Source organism: Streptomyces lavendofoliae, from assembly GCF_014649735.1.
Taxonomy (GTDB): Bacteria; Actinomycetota; Actinomycetes; order Streptomycetales; family Streptomycetaceae; genus Streptomyces; species Streptomyces lavendofoliae.
Genome location: NZ_BMTP01000001.1, coordinates 82027 through 98035, shown reverse-complemented (window position 1 = coordinate 98035; position 16009 = coordinate 82027). Strand labels below are relative to the sequence as shown.

Genomic DNA, 16009 nt, shown 5'->3' with positions numbered 1-16009 from the left:
GCGCCTATGCTCTCAGCTCGTCAGCGATGGTTGAAACCTCAATTTGGGGGCTGGGTATGGGCGGGACCGTGCGATGGGGCGTGCTGGCGACGGGAGGCATGGCGGCGGCCTTCACGACCGACCTGCTGGACATGCCCGACGCGGAGGTGGTGGCCGTCGCCTCCCGTACCGCCGCGTCGGCGGAGGCGTTCGCCGAGCGGTTCGGGATACCCAGGGCGTACGGGAGCTGGGCGGAGCTCGCCGCGGACGACGGCGTGGACGTCGTGTACGTGGCGACGCCGCACTCGGCGCACCGGGAGGCCGCCGGGCTGAGCCTGGAGGCGGGCCGGGCGGTGCTGTGCGAGAAGCCGTTCACGCTGAACGCGCGCGAGGCCGGGGAGCTCGTGGCACTCGCCCGGGAGCGCGGGCTGTTCCTGATGGAGGCCATGTGGATGTACTGCGGGCCGGTCGTGCGGCGGATGGTGGAGCTGGTGCGGGACGGGGCGGTCGGTGAGATCCGGTCGGTCCACGCCGACTTCGGGCTGGTGGGGCCCGCCGACCCCGGGCACCGGCTGCGCGACCCGGCGGTGGGCGGCGGCGCGCTGCTCGACCTGGGGGTCTATCCGGTGTCGTTCGCGCAACTGCTGCTGGGCGAGCCGGACCGCGTGCAGGCGGACGCGTTGCTGTCGCCGGAGGGCGTGGACCTGAACACCGGGATGCTGCTGGGCTGGGACTCGGGGGCGACGGCGTCGCTGTCGTGCTCGCTCGTGGCGGACACGCCGCTGACCGCGAGCGTGTCGGGGACGAAGGGGCGGATCGAGTTCCCGCGCGGCTTCTTCCACCCGGAGGGGTTCGTGCTGCACCGGGAGGGGAGCGAGCCGGAGGAGTTCACCGTGCCCGGGCGGCGGGACAGCCTCCAGCACGAGGCGGCGGAGGTGATGCGCTGCCTGCGGGCGGGTGAGACGGAGTCGCCGCTGGTGCCGCTGGACGGCACCCTGGCCGTGATGCGGACGCTCGACGCGGTACGGGACCGCGTCGGCGTCCGCTACCCGGCCGACGACCGGGTCACACCGGCTCGAGGCCCGGGTCGCCGGCCTCGGTGACGAACGAGGCCGCCGTGGTGACCGGCGCGCCCGGCGTCGTCACGGCGGCCACCGTCCGGTAGTCGGCGCGCGCCCGCTCGCCGGTCAGGGTGACCCTCACGTAGCCGCGCCGCCCGTTGTAGAACCTCAGGTGCGGGTTGGCGCGGGTGAGGTTGTCCCAGTTGGCCGGCTTGTCGGCGCCGTCCTTGCCGCTGGTGACCGACGTGGCGACGATCTCGGTGCCAACGGTCCGGGAGGCCGGGTCGTCGAAGTCGGCCTTGAGGTCGAAGGCGTACCCGACGTGGACGTCACCGGTCAGGACGACGAGGTTCTCGATCCCGGCGGCCGCCGCGCCCTCCAGGACCCGCGCGCGGGAGGCGGGGTAGCCGTCCCAGGCGTCCATGGAGAGCTTGAAGTCCGGGGTGGGGACGTTGCGCCGCTGGGCGAAGGTCACCTGCTGGGGGACGACGTTCCAGGTGGTGGCCGCGTCCTTCCACCCGTCGAGCAGCCAGCGCTCCTGGGTGGCGCCGATCATGGTACGCGAGGGGTCCTCGGACTGGGGGCCGGGCGTCTGCCAGCCGTCCCCGTACGCCTGGTCGGAGCGGTACTGGCGGGTGTCGAGGATGTCGAACTGCGCGAGCCGGCCGAACCGCAGCCGCCGGTACAGCCGCATGTCGGGACCGGCCGGCCGCTGCGGGGCGCGCAGCGGCTGGTTCTCCCAGTAGGCGCGGTACGCGGCGGCGCGGCGCAGCAGGAACTCCTCGGGCGGTACGTCGTTCTCCGGGGTGCCGCCCGCGTAGTTGTTCTCCGTCTCGTGGTCGTCCCACGTCACGACGAAGGGATGGGCCGCGTGCGCGGCCTTCAGGTCCGGATCGGACTTGTACAGGCCGTAGCGCAGCCGGTAGTCCTCCAGCGTGACGGTCTCGCGGTTGAAGTGGGCGGGCAGCCGGCGGTCGGTGTAGGCGCGGGCCCCGCCGGTGGCGTTGACGGCGTACTCGTACAGGTAGTCGCCGAGGTGGAAGACGGCGTCGAGGTCCTCGTCGGCGAGGTGCCGGTAGGCGGTGAAGTACCCGTCGTGGTACGCCTGGCAGGAGACGGCGGCCAGTCTCAGCTCGCCGACGCGGGCGCCGGGGCGCGGGGCGGTGCGGGTGCGGCCGGCGGGGCTGACCCAGGCGCCGGCGCGGAACCGGTAGTGGTAGACGCGGTCGGGGTCGAGGCCGGGCACCTCGACGTGGACGCTGTGGTCGAGTTCCGGGTGCGCGGTGGCCTGGCCGCGTCTGACGATCCGGGTGAACCGGGCGTCGTGGGCGAGCTCCCAGCGGACCTGGAAGCGGGCCCTGGGCAGGCCGCTGCCGGGCTCGTACGGGCGGGGCGCGAGGCGGGTCCACAGCAGGACGGAGCCGGGCAGCGGGTCGCCCGATGCCACGCCCAGGGTGAAGGGGTCCTCGCCGATGCGGCGGGCGTCGGCCTCGGCCGCGTGGGCGGTGCCCGGGAGGTTCACCGAGAAGGCGAGGGCGGCGGCGGCCCCGGTGGCGGTGAGGAGGCCGCGGCGGCCGATGTGGCGTGCGGCGGCGCGGAGTTCGGGTGCGTGCTCGGCTTCCCGCCGGGCGCCGGCACGGTCTGCGGACGTCATGGGCCCTCCCCTGGTGGTGTGTGTCCGGAGCATCCCAGCCGTACCGGTTGTCGGGTACACAACATCCACATGTCGGCCGCGTGAGTTCCGCGTGCCGGACTCTCCCGTACGCTGCGGCCCCATGAGCGGTGTACGGAGGATCGCGGTGGTGACGGGGGCCGGTTCGGGCATCGGCCGGAGCGTGGCGCTCGCGCTGGCGGAGGACGGCTGGTCCCTGGCCCTGGCGGGGCGGCGGGCGGAGCCCTTGCGGGAGACGGCGGCGCTGGCCGGCGCGGACGCCCTCTGCGTCCCCACCGACGTGACGTCGACGACGGCGGTGACGGCCCTGTTCGAGGCCGTCCGGGACCGCTTCGGGCGGGTCGACCTGCTGTTCAACAACGCGGGGACCTTCGCGGGCGGCGGGACGCCGGTCGAGGACCTGGACCCCGAGACGTGGCGTGCGGTCGTGGACGTCAACCTGACCGGCGCGTTCCTCTGCGCCCAGGCGGCCTACCGGCAGATGAAGGACCAGTCGCCGCAGGGCGGCCGGATCATCAACAACGGCTCCATCTCGGCGCACGTGCCACGGCCGCACTCGGTCGCCTACACGGCGACCAAGCACGCGATGACGGGACTGACGAAGTCACTGTCCCTGGACGGCCGCCCCCACCGCATCGCCTGCGGCCAGATCGACATCGGCAACGCGGCGACGGACATGACCCGCCGCATGGAGACCGGCATCCTCCAGGCCAACGGCGAACGCGCGGTGGAGCCGGTGATGGACGCGGCGGACGTGGCCCGCACGGTCGCGCACATGGCGGCCCTGCCCCTGGAGGCGAACGTCCAGTTCGCGACCGTCATGGCCACGACCATGCCCTACATCGGCCGCGGCTGATCCCCTCCCCCGCCCCCGGCCGCCGCGGGCCGCCGGGGCGGTGTCAGGCCTGGCCCGTCTCGAAGCGGGTGACCTTCCCGTCGTCGCCCACCAGGAACCGCCACGCCGTCCGCATCTCGCCCCAGGTGTCGTTGCGGTAGCGCACGACGAGGGCGCGGCCGTCCGCCTGCTCCGACTCGACGTCCATGTGTCCGCCCGAGGAGAAGATCTCCTTCTCGGCCCACTGGTCGAGGTCCCGGTCGGAGCCGTCGTCGGACATGGTGGCGCCGGGCGCGAGCACGCCGGCGAACGCGGCACGGTCGCCGGCGTTGACGGCGGCGACGAACGCGCGTACGGCGGGGTCGGTGAGCTGGTCCACGGGGATGGTCACGGTGTCTCCTTCGGTATGGGCACGGGAAGCGCGGCGCCCCGGCCGTACACCTCCGTACCCCGCTCCCCGCGCGCCCCACCCGGCCACCCCGCCCGTACGGGTGAACCCGCCGTGTCCGAACCGGCCGGGACACCGCCCTGGGCGGAGCATCGGCCGCGTGAACGCCGTCAGCCAGGTCTTCGTCCTGATCGCCGCAGCGGTCCACGTCTTCGTGTGGCCGCTGGAGAGTTTCCTCTACGGGCGGCCGTGGGTGCGCGTCTTCCTCACCGGCAGCACGGCGGACGCGCCGGAGGTCCGGCTGTGGCGGTTCAACGTCGGGTTCTACAACCTGTTCCTGGCGCTGGGCCTGGTCGCCGGCTTCGTCGCACTGCGCCTGGGGCACGTGGCGACCGGTCGCGCGCTGGTCGTCTACGTCTGCGCGTTCATGATCGGGGGCGGGATCATGCTGTTCGTCTCCGACCCCCGGCTGTGGCGCGGCTCCCTGGGGCAGGCGGTTCCGCCCCTGGTGGTCCTGGTCGCCGACCTGGCCGCCTAGGCGCCGTCCGGCGCCGTCCGGACCAGGGTCTCCCCCGGACCCGTCGCCCGCACGGTCACCTCCGATCGGTGAGCGCCTCCCGGACCCGGTCGCGCGGGGCGCCGATGCGCCGTTCGACGGTGACGACGGTGACGACGGTGACCTGAGGCGTGTGGTCCATACCGGACTCGTCACCGCATCACCGGAAACGGACGAGTCGGGACGGACGCCCCGGGCGCCCCCCGGAGGGCCGGGGCCGAGGGGCAGACGAGTCGGGCTGTACGCCGGGTTCTGTGCCCCGGGACCTCGCGGTCGTCGGGGCGACGGCCATCCATCTAGGACCGGTGTTGCCACCGGCCTCGTGCGGTCTACCCGCGGACTCGGGCGGGCAGCCCTCAAGCGTCCGCGCAGGGACACCGGGGTGTCCCCTTTTGACCTTGCTCCGGGTGGGGTTTACCTAGCTGCCCAGGTCACCCTGGGCACTGGTGGTCTCTTACACCACCGTTTCACCCTTACCGAGGACCGAGGTCCCCGGCGGTCTGTTTTCTGTGGCACTGTCCCGCGGGTCACCCCGGGTGGCCGTTAGCCACCACCCTGCCCTGTGGAGCCCGGACGTTCCTCGGGGAGGTCCCCGAAGGGTCTCCACGCGGCCGTCCGCCCGGCTCGTCTGCCGTGCCGACCATGGTACCCGCCGCCGGGCACGCCCCGGCCTCACAGGAAGTCGGCGGTCTCCGGATCGAACCCGACCAGGAGTACCTCGCACGGCCTCCAGGACTCGGTGCCCCGAGACGGACGGAGCTCGGCCGAAGGTGCCGTCGGGGATGACGTGACTCCTGGGACAGCTACGGCATGGCGGTCATGCCACGCCCCTTCCTCGGTCGCTCGTCGGGCTGGGACATCGCCGGGCCGCCTGTCCGCGAGACGGGAGTCGTTCCCTGGTCCGAGGCACATGATCGAAGAGGGGCGCGTGACTGCGGTTGACCCTGCCGCGACGTCAACGTCTCTACTGGTGTCATGCGGATCGGAGAGATCGCCGGCCTCGTCGGCGTCACGGCGCGGGCGGTACGCCACTACCACCACATCGGGCTGCTGCCCGAGCCCCGGCGGCGGGCCAACGGCTACCGGGACTACTCCCTGCGCGACGCCGTGCTGCTGGCGCGGGTCAGGCGGCTGACCGAGCTGGGACTCGGGCTGGACGAGGTGCGGGACGTGCTGGCGGACGACGCGGGGCGGGAGCTGGTCGACGTGCTGGAGGAGCTGGACGCCGACCTGGCGCGGCAGCAGGAGGAGATCGGGGCCCGCCGGGAACGGCTCGGGGTGCTGCTGGAACAGGCGCGGGCGGGGCGGCTGCCCGTGGAGGGGCCGGTGTCGCCGGGGCTTGCGGAGCTGTTCGGGGAGATGGCCACGGCCTCGGCCGCGCTGCCCGGGCCGGAGCCGGCGATGGCGGCACGCGACCGTGAGGTGCTCGCCCTGCTGGAGACGGTGGTCCCGGAGGCGGAGGGGGCCCGGCTGCTGGGCTCCCTGCGGGAGATGGCCCGGGCGCCCGGTGCGATGGAGCGGGCGTACGAGGTGTACGCGCGGCTCGACGCGCTGGCGGACGCGCCCGCCGATGACGTACGGGTGGAGGAGACCGCGCGGGCGCTGGCCGGGCTGCTGCCCGACGACGTGGTGCCGCACGACCTGGATGGCCTGGACGACGGCCCGGACGGCGGGGCGTTCACCGGGGTGTTCTTCGCGGACTTCTCGCCCGCGCAGGCGGAGGTCGTCCGGCGGGCGCTGCGGATCGCGGCGGAGCGTGCGCGGTGAGGCGGGCGGTCCGGGCGGCGGCGTACGCGCTGCTGCCCGCCGAGGTGGTGCTCGCCGTGTGCCTGGTGGCTGGGGTGCGGATACCGGCGGCCGTGCTGCTCGGGGCGGAGGCCGCGGTGGTCGCCCTGCTGGGCGCGGAGGCGGTGCTCTACGTACGGCTGCGGCGTCGGGGGCTCGGCCGCCGGGCGGCGGTGCGCGCGCTGGTGCCGGAGCCGGTCGCCCGGCTGCTGGGGCACGAGCTGCGGCTGATGGTGAGCCTGGTGCGGTGGGCGGCGCGGCGGCCGGACGGGGCCGGGCGGCCGGGCACACGGGCGTTCGGGCACGCGCGGGATCAGGCCGCGTACCTGTACGGGTTCGCCTTCGTGTGCGTGGTGGAGACGGTCGGCATGTCGTACCTGCTGGCGTCGTGGCCGGTGGTGCACGCGGTGGTGCTGGTGCTGGACGTGTACACGGTGCTGTTCGTGCTGGGGCTGCACGCCGCGTCCGTCACCCGGCCGCATCTGCTGGACGGGGCCGTGCTGCGGGTGCGGCAGGGGGCGCACACGGACCTGGCGATACCGCTGGAGCGGATCGCCGCGGTCCGGCGCGAACTCCGGTTCTCGCACGAGAGGGAGGAGGGCGTGCTGAACCTGGCCGTCGCCTCGCAGACGTCCCTCACCGTCGAGCTGAGCGAGCCCGTCACGGCCGTGCGGCTGCTCGGCGGGCCGTACCCGGTACGCCTCGTGCGGTGCCACGCCGATGCCGCGCGGGCGCTGGCGGAGGCGCTCGGGCAGGCCCTCACACGGGCGCGAACAGCGCCTTCGCCCGCCCCGGGTCGGCCTGGGTGAGCCGTACCCGCAGGCGTTCGCCGAGGGGCAGCGGCCGGGTGCCGCCCTCGACGCGGGCCACCACCGCGGGCTCGTCCAGGTGGACCGTGCCGACCGTCGGGTCCTTCTCGCGGACGTCGACGACGTACGCGTCGAAGATCTCCCCCACCCGGTCCGCCAGCAGCGCCGCCTCCACGATGTCGACGCTCTCGCGCTCGACCGCGCCCGCCCGGCGGGAGCCCTCCGCCATCCGCCGCGGGAGCTCCGGCAGCGCGGCCCGCACCCAGTCCGGCGGCTCCTCCCCGGCCACCGCGGCCACGCACAGCTCGCCCGCGTACCGGTCGACGAGGCGCCGCAGCGGGGCGGTGCAGTGCGTGTACTCGTCGGCGACGGCGGCGTGGACGGCCGGGACGGGGGTGTCCCCGTCGGTGAAGACGGTGTAACCGGCGCCGCGCAGGAGGGTGGTGCAGTCCTGGAGGAAGGCGGCGTTGCGGGTGTCGCTCGGGTCGAGGGTGCGGACGAGGGCCGCGTACGAGACGTGGTGCGGCCACGGGACGCCGAGCGCCTCGGCGGAGCGCCGCAGCCGGCCGACGGCGCCGTCCGGGGCGGTCGGCAGGGTGCGGAGGACGCCGGTGCCGGCGGCGGTCATCAGGTCGGCGGCGGCCATGCCGGTGAGCAGGGAGATCTGTGCGTTCCAGGCGTCGGCGGGGCGGGGCGCGCGGTACTCCAGGTGGTAGCGGCCGTCGCGTTCGACGACCTCCTGCTCGGGGACGTTCAGGGAGATCCCGCCGCGTTCGGCCTCCAGCCGTTCCCTCAGGGTGCCGATCTCGCGCAACAGGGCGAGCGGCTCCTCGGCGGTGCCCGCGTCGAGCCGGCGCTGCACGCCCTCGTAGTCCAGCCGGGCCCGGCTGCGGACGAGGGCGCGGTGGACGTCGGTGGCGACGCGGCGGCCGTCGGCGTCCAGGTCGATGCGCCACAGCAGGGCGGGGACGGTCCGGTCCGGGAGGAGGCTGGCGGCGCCCTCGGAGAGGACGGCGGGGTGGAGGGGCACCCGGCCGTCGGGGAAGTAGAGCGTCTGGACGCGGCGGTGCGCCTCGGTGTCGATCGCGCCGCCGGGGGTGACGAAGGCGGCGACGTCGGCGATGGCGTAGTGGACCCGGTAGCCGCCCCGGGCCCGGCGGGTGAGGTGCATGGCCTGGTCGAGGTCGGTCGAACCCGGCGGGTCGATGGTGAGGAAGGGCAGGTCGGTGGCGTCGCGCCCGGGCAGGCGGGGCGCCCGTGCGGCGGCCTCGGCCTCGGCGAGGACGGCGGGCGGGAAGTCACCGGGGACGTCGAGCTCGGTACGCAGCGCGCGGAGGGCGGCCCGCAGGGGCGCCTCGGCCGCGCCGGACACACGTATCTGGCGGCGGGGCATGGGTCGAGCGTAAGGGCGCGGGGCCCGGACCGGCACGTCGTACGCCGTCACGCCGTGCGCCGGCGACGGGGCCGTGCGCGGTGCGGGCCCCCGGGCCGGCCGCCGGGCCGCGCGGGTCGAGGGGCCGTGCTGCTCGTGGGCGGGCGTCCGGGTCACGGGCCGGGCCGTGTGGGACACGGGCGGGTGTCCGGGTCGTGGGCGCCGTCCGCCGGCGCGGTGGGGGTCGCGGCACTTTGTACGCTGGCGCGGGGCCGCATCCCCGTTTCGTACGTACTGAAGGAGAACCACCGTGCTCGTGCTGTTGCCGCCCTCGGAAGGAAAGGCCGCATCGGGGAGCGGCGCGCCGCTGGAGCCGGGTTCGCTGTCGCTGCCGGGTCTCGCGGAGGCGCGCGCCGCCGTGCTGGAGGAGCTGGTCGAGCTGTGCGCCGGCGACGAGGGGAAGGCGCGGGAGGTCCTCGGGCTGAGCGAGGGGCTGCGCGGCGAGGTGGCGAAGAACGCGGGGCTGCGGACGGCGGGGGCGCGGCCGGCCGGGGAGATCTACACGGGCGTGCTGTACGACGCGCTGGGACTGGCGACGCTGGAGGGTGCCGCCCGCGAACGGGCGCGCGCCTCGCTGCTGGTCTTCTCGGGGCTGTGGGGCGCGGTGCGGGTGGACGACCGGATCCCGTCGTACCGCTGCTCGATGGGCGTGAAACTGCCGGGACTGGGCGCGCTCGGGGCGTACTGGCGCGCGCCGATGGCGGAGGTCATGCCGGAGGCGGCCGGGGACGGGCTGGTCCTGGACCTGCGGTCGGCCGCGTACGCGACGGCGTGGCGGCCGAAGGGCGAGGTCGCGGCGCGGACGGCGACGGTGCGGGTGCTGCACGCCCCGACGCGGAAGGTGGTCAGCCACTTCAACAAGGCGACCAAGGGGCGCATCGTGCGGAGCCTGCTGGAGGCGGGGGCCGTGCCGGCCGCGCCGGGTGAGCTGGTGGAGGCGCTGGGGGACCTGGGGTACGTGGTGGAGACCCCGGCCACGGGGAAGCTGGACGTGCTGGTGGACGAGGTCCACTGAGCATCGTTGCACGCTACGCAACGCTCGTTGCGGTGGGTGCGGTACACCGGCAGGATGACCGCATGACTCCCGCCCCGTCCGCGCTCGACCACGCGAGCGTCCTGCCCGTCGTCGTCATCGACGACGCCGCCGACGCCGTACCGCTGGCGCGGGCGCTGGTGGCGGGCGGGCTCCCGGCGATCGAGGTGACGTTGCGGACCCCGGCGGCGCTCGACGCGATCCGGGCGATCGCGGCGGAGGTGCCGGACGCGGTGGTCGGCGCCGGCACGGTCGTCTCGGCGCGGGGCGTCGCCGACGCGGTGGGCGCGGGGGCCCGGTTCCTGGTGAGCCCCGGCTGGACGGGCGGGCTGGTGGACGCGATGCGGGACTCGGGCGTGCCGTTCCTGCCGGGTGTCTCGACCGCCTCGGAGGTCGTGGCGCTGCTGGAGCGGGGGGTGCGCGAGATGAAGTTCTTCCCGGCGGAGGCGGCGGGCGGCACCGCGTACCTGACGTCACTGGCCGGTCCGCTGCCGCAGGCCCGCTTCTGCCCCACGGGCGGCATCTCCGCCGCGTCCGCGCCGTCCTACCTGGCCCTGTCCAACGTTGGCTGCGTCGGCGGTACGTGGATGCTGCCGGGCGACGCGCTGGCGCGACGCGACTGGGCGCGCGTGGAGTCGCTGGCCCGCCGGGCGTCGGCGCTGCGGACCTGACGCACACCACCGCCGCGGGCCTCGTCGGGCGAACCCGACACCGACCCGCCCACCGGCCGGGCGGCGGCCCCCGTGAGCCGCCGGCCCGTGCCGGTCACCGCAGGTGGGAGGTGTCGTTCAGGAGGCGGACCGAGGCGTTGCCGTCGCGGTAGTACGCGACCGCCGACAGGGAGGCCGCCGACAGCTCCATGCGGAACAGGGACTCCGGCGGGGCGCCCAGCGCCAGGCGGACCAGGGTCTTGATCGGAGTGACGTGCGTGACCAGCAGGACCGTACGGCCCGCGTGGCGGGCGGTCAGCCGGTCACGGGCCGCCGCGACCCGGCGCGCGACCGCCGCGAAGGACTCCCCGCCCGTGGGGGCGGCCTGGGGCGACGCCAGCCAGGCGTCCAGGTCCTCGGGGTGGCGCTCCCGCACCTCGGCGAACGTCAGGCCCTCCCAGGCGCCGAAGTCCGTCTCGCGCAGTCCGTCCTCGACGTGGACGTCCAGGCCGAGGCGGGCCGCCACCGTCGCGGCGGTCTGCCGGCACCGGGCGAGCGGGGAGGTGACGATCTCCTGGATCGTGCCGCGCGCCGCGAGGGCGGCGGCGACCGCGTCGGCCTGCCGCCGGCCCACCGCGGAGAGGTCGGGGTCGCTGCCGCCGCTGCCCGAGAAGCGCTTCTCGGGGGTGAGCGCGGTCTCGCCGTGCCGCAGCAGCACGAACGTGGCCGGTGCGCCGAGGTCCGCCGCTGCGGCCCAGCCGACGGGCGGGGCGGCGGGAGCGGTACGGCCGGCGACCACCGCGGCGCCCACGTCGCCGAGCGGGTCGCCCCCGGCGGGAGCGGTACGGGCGGCTCCGGTGCCGGCCGGGGCGGGCGGTTCGACGTCCGCCCCCGGGGGCGCGGTGACGGCCGTCGCGCGGGAACCGGCCTCACCGGCCGGTGCCGTGCCGGCGAGGGCCGCGCGGGCCTTCGCCGCGCCCGCCGCCGCGTCGCCGACCACCCGGGCCGCGCCCGTGTCGGGGGCGTCCGCGCCACGGCGGGCGCCCGCGTCGAGGGCCGCCGTCGAGGTGGACGGCCGCCACTGCTCGCCGCGCTTGCCGGCGTCCATCGCCTCGTTGGCGAGCCGGTCGGCGTGTTTGTTCCGCTCGCGCGGGATCCACTCGTACGTCACCTGGGACGCCGGGAAGACCCGGGCCGCCTCGGCCGCCAGCGGCTTCATGTCCGGGTGCTTGATCTTCCAGCGCCCCGACATCTGCTCGACCACCAGCTTGGAGTCCATGCGGACCCGGATCGTCGCGTCGGGCGCCAGCTCGCGCGCCGCCTTCAGGCCGGCCACCAGCCCCTTGTACTCGGCGACGTTGTTGGTGGCGACGCCGATGTACTCGGCCGCCTCCGCCAGCGGCTCCCCCGACACCGGGTCCAGGACCACCGCCCCGTAACCCGCCGGCCCCGGGTTGCCCCGGGAGCCGCCGTCGGCCTCGACGACCAGTTCCCGCACGTCCGGCATTACAGGCCCGATTCCGCCGTACGGACCAGGATGCGGCGGCAGTTCTCGCACCGCAGGACGGTGTCGGGCGCCGCCGTGCGCACGTCGTTCACCTCGGTGATGTTCAGCTCGATGTGGCAGCCCTCGCAGCGGCGCTGGAACAGCCGTGCCGCGCCGACCCCGCCCTGCTGGCCGCGGATCTTCTCGTACAGCTTCATCAGGTCGGCCGGTACGGAGCCCGCCACCAGCTCGCGCTCCTTGGTGACGGTGGCGGCCTCGCCGTCCAGGTCCCGCGTCGCGGCGTCCCGCCGGGCGACGGCGTCGTCGACCTTGGCCTGCACGGAGGAGACCCGCTCCGTCAGCTCCGCGACCCGCTCCTGGGCGGACTCACGGCGCTCCATGACCTCCAGGACGACGTCCTCCAGGTCGCCCTGGCGCTTGGCCAGCGAGACGAGCTCCTTCTGGAGGTTCTCCAGGTCCCTGGGGGACGAGACGGCGCCGGAGTCCAGCCGCTGCTGGTCGCGGACGGCACGCTGGCGCACCTGGTCGACGTCCTGCTCGGCCTTGGTCTGCTCGCGGGCGCAGTCGCTCTCCTCGGTCTGCGCGGCGACGAGCAGGTCCCGCAGCTGGGTGAGGTCCTTGTTCAGCGACTCGATCTCGGCGTGCTCGGGCAGGGACTTGCGCTTGTGGGCGAGCTGCGACAGGCGTACGTCGAGGGCCTGGACGTCGAGGAGTCGGATCTGGTCGGCGGGCGCGGCGTTCAGTTGGGGGCTCCAGAAGAAGAGTGGTGGGACCACGGGTCGGTGACCGTCTTCGAGACGTGGACCCGCAGGTCCCAGCCGTGGCGGTCGGAAATCTCGTCGAGCTGGGCGGCGGCCAGCTCGCACCAGGGCCACTCGGTGGCCCAGTGGGCGGCGTCGACCAGCCCCAGCGGTGAGTGTCGGGTGGCCTCGGAGGCCGGGTGGTGGCGCAGGTCGGCGGTGAGGAACGCGTCCACGCCCGCCGCCCGCACCGCGTCGAAGAGGCTGTCGCCGGAGCCGCCGCTGACGGCGACGGTACGGACGGTGGCGTCGAGGTCGCCCGCGACGCGGATGCCCTGCGCGGTGGCGGGCAGCCGCTCGGCGGCGCGGGCGGCGAACGCGCGCAGCGTCATGGGCGGCTCCACCTCGCAGATCCGCCCCAGGCCGTTCTCGGGGACGAGGGGCCCGGTGACGCGCAGGTCGAGGGCGCCGGCGAGGGCGTCGGAGACGCCGGGCTCGGCGGTGTCGGCGTTGGTGTGCGCGACGTGCAGCGCGATGTCGTTCCTGATCAGCGTGTGGACGACCCGTCCCTTGAAGTGGCCGGCCGCGACCGTCGTCGTACCGCGCAGGTAGAGCGGGTGGTGGGTGACGATCAGGTCGGCGCCGAGCGCGATCGCCTCGTCGGCGATCTCCTGCACCGGGTCGACGGCGAACAGCACGCGGGTGACCTCGGCGTCGGGGTCACCGCAGACCGTGCCGACGGCGTCCCACTGTTCGGCCCGCTCGGGCGGCCAGAGGGCGTCGAGCTCGGCGATGACTTCAGACAGACGGGGCACGGAGGAAAGGCTACCTGGCCTGCCCTCCGGCCCCGTACCCGTGACCGCCGGGCCCCGCCCCGCGACCGCCCGGACCGTGCTCCCGCCCACCGCGCCGGCGGGGAGCGGACCCCCATGACGGCTCCGCCAGCACAATCGCACCCCCTTTCTCCGGCGAATCCGGACATCGCCACCCTTATAGGTGAAGTGCGGAAGCTCTCATTGTTCGGCTGGAAGTGCGAAAACTAGCTTCGGTCGCCGGAGGTGACGAGTCGATGACAGTCTGTGCCATCGAGACCGCCGCAGAGGACGACGGCGCGGTGTCGCGTCCGGGTTTCGCCATCGCGGCCAACGGCGCCTACGCGGCGCGGCTGGCGGGCGACGGCGAGGCCCTGTTCCCCGAGCGATGGACGCTGGACGGGCCGGAGCCGTACGCGGTTCCCCTCCCCGCCGCGCAGCCGGAGGACCCGCACGCGCAGGTGCTTCCGATGGTGGACGGGCGGGTGCTGATCGCCCGCCGCACGGGTGGGCGGTACGTCTTCTCGTTGCTGTACCCGACGGGGCCGCGGACCGGTGAACTGCCGCTGGGCGCGATCGAGTCGGCGTCGCTGCGGCTGCTGCCGCCGTCGCCGGACGGGGCGTGCGCCTACGCGCTGGCGCCCGGGGAGCACTCGACGGGCGTCTGGCTGGTGGCGGGTGGCGGCGGGGGCGGCCCCGAGCACGTCGCCGAGGTCGAGGGCCGCTGCGGGGGCGGGGCGTGGCTGGACCGTACGGGCCGGATGCTGGCGCTGGACCGGCGACAGGACGAGGGCGGGCCGGTGAAGGCGGTCGCCGTCGACCTGGAGCGGGGCGGCGAGGTGACACCGTTGCTGCAGATCACGGAGGGCAGCGAGGACCGGGTGCTGCTGGCGGACCCGGACAGCGGGCTGCTGCTCATCCGGTCCGACGCGCCGTCACCGGGCCACCACCGGCTGGGCTGGGGGGTGCTGGGCAGCATGATGCCGGTCCGCTTCCCGGAGTGTCTGCGGCTCCCCGACGCCGCGGTCACGCCGTTCGCGGTGCAGCCGGGGCAGACGCTGACCCCGGAGACCTGCGCCGTGGCGGTGCGGATCGACGCGGCGGCGGGCAGCTGGGTGGGGCTGTGGCGGCCGGCGGGGCGGCGGTTGCACCAGTTGCCGGCGCCCCGGGGCTGGGTGGCGGGGGCGGGGCTGTGGAGCCGGGAGGGGGTGCTGCGGCTGCCGTACGCGACCGGTGCGGTGCCGTGCGGCCTGGCGCGGGTGGACGTGGCCCGGGTGGAGGCGGCACGGGCCGGCACGGAGGGGCCGGGGCGGGCCGGGGAGCCGGGCGGTGTGCGGGCCGGGACGGCGCCGGAGGCGCCCGTACCGCGTCCGGCCGCACCATCGGCCGCGCCCGAACGCGCCGGCGGGGAACCGTCCGGGCCCGTGGTGACTCCTGGTGTGTGCAAGCCGGTTCCGCTGCAACAGGCACCGCTCACCGGCCGCACGGGCCCTGGATAGACTCTCGGGCCGCAACATCGTCAGCGATCACTACGGGGTGACTTCCCACATGTCTGAAGCCAGCACCGACACGACCCACGGGCGACCGCAGGGGGACGCCGGCGGCTCCGGAAAGCACCGAGGGTGTGCGGCGTCGACCGAGGACCTGTCGACGCAGCCGCACGGCCGCCACCGCAAGGACCCGCACCACAGCGCGGCCTGACGGGACGACAGCCGGAAGGGGCCGTCCGCCGGGGGTTCTCCCCGGCGGACGGCCCCTTCGTCGTACGCCGGGCGGGCCCGCGCACGGACTCCCCCACCCGGGTCCGGAGGGTCCCGCACCGGCGCCCCGCGCCGGCGGAGCGGGTGCGGTACGAGCGGGGGACGCGCACGGGGCGGGTGCGGGCGGGTGCGGGCGGACGCGGGGACGGGCCGGTGGGGGCGGGCGCGGGGACGGGCCGGTGGGGGCGGACGGCTCGCGATCCCTGGAGGACGGCCGCGAGGGCGACGTCGGCGCCGGGGTCGTCAGCCGCCCAGCGCGCCGGCCCCGGCCCCGGCGACGGTGGCGGAGCCGGTCAGGACGCGTGCGGCCGGGACTCCGGGGTGCGCCGAAGCCCGGGGGGTCGGTCAAGCAGGGGCGGCGGCACCGACGCCGAGGGTGGTGGAGCCGGACGCCCCGCGGGCCCGGGTGATACCGGCGGACGGGGCCCGGCCGCGACCGCCCGCTCCGGGGCGATGGACAGGGGGCTCATGCCGCGCCTCAGCGGGCCGTGGCCCTCCCGTACGGCGCGGGCGGTGGAAGTGCGGAAGGGGCCCGGCGACGGGCCGGAGGGCACCCCCGTACCGCGTCGGGCGCGGAAGGGCCGGAACGGATTTTCTTGCCGGGGCCCGGCCGGCCCGGGGTCGCCGGTCGCGTGGCCGCGCGGTGAGCGGCGGACGCACGGCCGGCCGCGGCGGACGGTCCCGGGGGCGGGACCGGCTCCGCGGCGGGCGTCCGCCGCCGCTGCGACGGATCAGTCGGAGTGAACGGGTCGGTCGGTCAGAGCTTGTCCATGCCCTTGTACGGGCTGACGATGCGGGCCTTCTGGGACCCGAAGTCGACCAGGGTGGCGATCTGGTCCTCGACGGCGATGACCGTGCCGAGGCCGTGCCGGTCGTGGGAGACCCGGTCCCCTACCGCGAAGTGCTTGATCGGTGCGGCGACGGGGGCTTTGAAGGGACTGGTGGCGAGGTGGCGCCGGGGCGCGGATCGGTTCGTCATTTCCCGCCAGT

The 16009-nt window shown here is 75.4% G+C and carries 16 protein-coding genes and 1 other RNA gene; 9 read left to right on the top strand and 8 right to left on the bottom strand.

Going from position 1 to position 16009, the window contains the following annotated elements; translation table 11 throughout:
* Positions 1 to 56 precede the first annotated feature (56 nt).
* Positions 57 to 1082: a Gfo/Idh/MocA family protein gene (locus IE109_RS00510; protein ID WP_189548381.1), complete on the top strand. Its 1026-nt coding sequence runs from the start codon at positions 57 to 59 to the stop codon at positions 1080 to 1082.
* On the opposite strand, the gene IE109_RS00505 is transcribed toward IE109_RS00510, so the two are convergent.
* Positions 1045 to 2694 (bottom strand): alkaline phosphatase D family protein, encoded by a 1650-nt coding sequence (locus IE109_RS00505; RefSeq protein ID WP_189548380.1) that lies wholly within the window; start codon positions 2692 to 2694, stop codon positions 1045 to 1047. The two genes, IE109_RS00510 and IE109_RS00505, sit on opposite strands and share 38 nt — an antisense overlap.
* 121 nt (positions 2695 to 2815) lie before the next feature.
* On the opposite strand from IE109_RS00505, the gene IE109_RS00500 reads away from it, so the two are divergent.
* A complete protein-coding gene (locus tag IE109_RS00500; RefSeq protein WP_189548379.1) occupies positions 2816 to 3568 on the top strand; it encodes an SDR family oxidoreductase in 753 nt (250 codons plus the stop codon).
* 43 nt (positions 3569 to 3611) lie between these two features.
* Here IE109_RS00500 and IE109_RS00495 read toward each other — a convergent pair whose 3' ends face one another.
* Positions 3612 to 3938: a nuclear transport factor 2 family protein gene (locus tag IE109_RS00495; protein WP_189548378.1), complete on the bottom strand. Its 327-nt coding sequence runs from the start codon at positions 3936 to 3938 to the stop codon at positions 3612 to 3614.
* A 157-nt stretch (positions 3939 to 4095) separates the two neighbouring features.
* Between IE109_RS00495 and IE109_RS00490 the strand changes: the two genes are divergently transcribed.
* A complete protein-coding gene (locus tag IE109_RS00490) occupies positions 4096 to 4473 on the top strand; it encodes a DUF1304 domain-containing protein (protein ID WP_189548377.1) in 378 nt (125 codons plus the stop codon).
* Between the two features lie 243 nt (positions 4474 to 4716).
* Here IE109_RS00490 and rnpB read toward each other — a convergent pair.
* Positions 4717 to 5118, bottom strand: an RNA gene (gene rnpB / locus IE109_RS00485) — RNase P RNA component class A.
* A 348-nt stretch (positions 5119 to 5466) separates the two neighbouring features.
* Between rnpB and IE109_RS00480 the strand changes: the two genes are divergently transcribed.
* Together IE109_RS00480 and IE109_RS00475 are read left to right on the top strand one after the other, a co-directional pair.
* Positions 5467 to 6258 (top strand): MerR family transcriptional regulator, encoded by a 792-nt coding sequence (locus tag IE109_RS00480; RefSeq protein WP_189548376.1) that lies wholly within the window; start codon positions 5467 to 5469, stop codon positions 6256 to 6258.
* Entirely contained in the window at positions 6255 to 7085 is an 831-nt protein-coding gene (locus IE109_RS00475) for a hypothetical protein (protein WP_189548375.1), read from the top strand. Before IE109_RS00480 ends, IE109_RS00475 begins: the two co-directional genes overlap by 4 nt.
* Here IE109_RS00475 and IE109_RS00470 read toward each other — a convergent pair.
* Positions 7036 to 8478, bottom strand: coding sequence for an RNB domain-containing ribonuclease (locus tag IE109_RS00470; protein WP_189548374.1), 1443 nt, complete (start codon positions 8476 to 8478; stop codon positions 7036 to 7038). The genes IE109_RS00475 and IE109_RS00470 overlap by 50 nt on opposite strands.
* 289 nt (positions 8479 to 8767) lie before the next feature.
* On the opposite strand from IE109_RS00470, the gene yaaA reads away from it, so the two are divergent.
* A complete protein-coding gene (yaaA, locus tag IE109_RS00465) occupies positions 8768 to 9532 on the top strand; it encodes a peroxide stress protein YaaA (RefSeq protein ID WP_189548373.1) in 765 nt (254 codons plus the stop codon).
* Positions 9533 to 9594: 62 nt separating this feature from the next.
* Positions 9595 to 10221, top strand: coding sequence for a bifunctional 4-hydroxy-2-oxoglutarate aldolase/2-dehydro-3-deoxy-phosphogluconate aldolase (gene eda / locus IE109_RS00460; protein WP_189548372.1), 627 nt, complete (start codon positions 9595 to 9597; stop codon positions 10219 to 10221).
* 94 nt (positions 10222 to 10315) lie between these two features.
* Here the strand turns inward: eda and IE109_RS00455 are convergent, their stop codons facing one another.
* From IE109_RS00455 to IE109_RS00445, 3 genes are read right to left on the bottom strand one after another with little or no spacing between them, the layout of a single operon-like run.
* Positions 10316 to 11698: a bifunctional RNase H/acid phosphatase gene (locus IE109_RS00455; protein WP_189548371.1), complete on the bottom strand. Its 1383-nt coding sequence runs from the start codon at positions 11696 to 11698 to the stop codon at positions 10316 to 10318.
* 8 nt (positions 11699 to 11706) lie between these two features.
* A complete protein-coding gene (locus IE109_RS00450; RefSeq protein WP_189548812.1) occupies positions 11707 to 12450 on the bottom strand; it encodes a zinc ribbon domain-containing protein in 744 nt (247 codons plus the stop codon).
* Positions 12447 to 13262: a Nif3-like dinuclear metal center hexameric protein gene (locus IE109_RS00445; protein WP_189548370.1), complete on the bottom strand. Its 816-nt coding sequence runs from the start codon at positions 13260 to 13262 to the stop codon at positions 12447 to 12449. Before IE109_RS00445 ends, IE109_RS00450 begins: the two co-directional genes overlap by 4 nt.
* A 254-nt stretch (positions 13263 to 13516) precedes the next feature.
* Between IE109_RS00445 and IE109_RS00440 the strand changes: the two genes are divergently transcribed.
* Positions 13517 to 14758: a hypothetical protein gene (locus tag IE109_RS00440; protein ID WP_189548369.1), complete on the top strand. Its 1242-nt coding sequence runs from the start codon at positions 13517 to 13519 to the stop codon at positions 14756 to 14758.
* 49 nt (positions 14759 to 14807) lie between these two features.
* Complete coding sequence (locus IE109_RS00435; protein ID WP_189548368.1) at positions 14808 to 14960, top strand: hypothetical protein; 153 nt, start codon at positions 14808 to 14810, stop codon at positions 14958 to 14960.
* Positions 14961 to 15776: 816 nt separating this feature from the next.
* On the opposite strand, the gene IE109_RS00430 is transcribed toward IE109_RS00435, so the two are convergent.
* Positions 15777 to 15998 (bottom strand): hypothetical protein, encoded by a 222-nt coding sequence (locus tag IE109_RS00430; RefSeq protein ID WP_189548367.1) that lies wholly within the window; start codon positions 15996 to 15998, stop codon positions 15777 to 15779.
* Positions 15999 to 16009 lie beyond the last annotated feature (11 nt).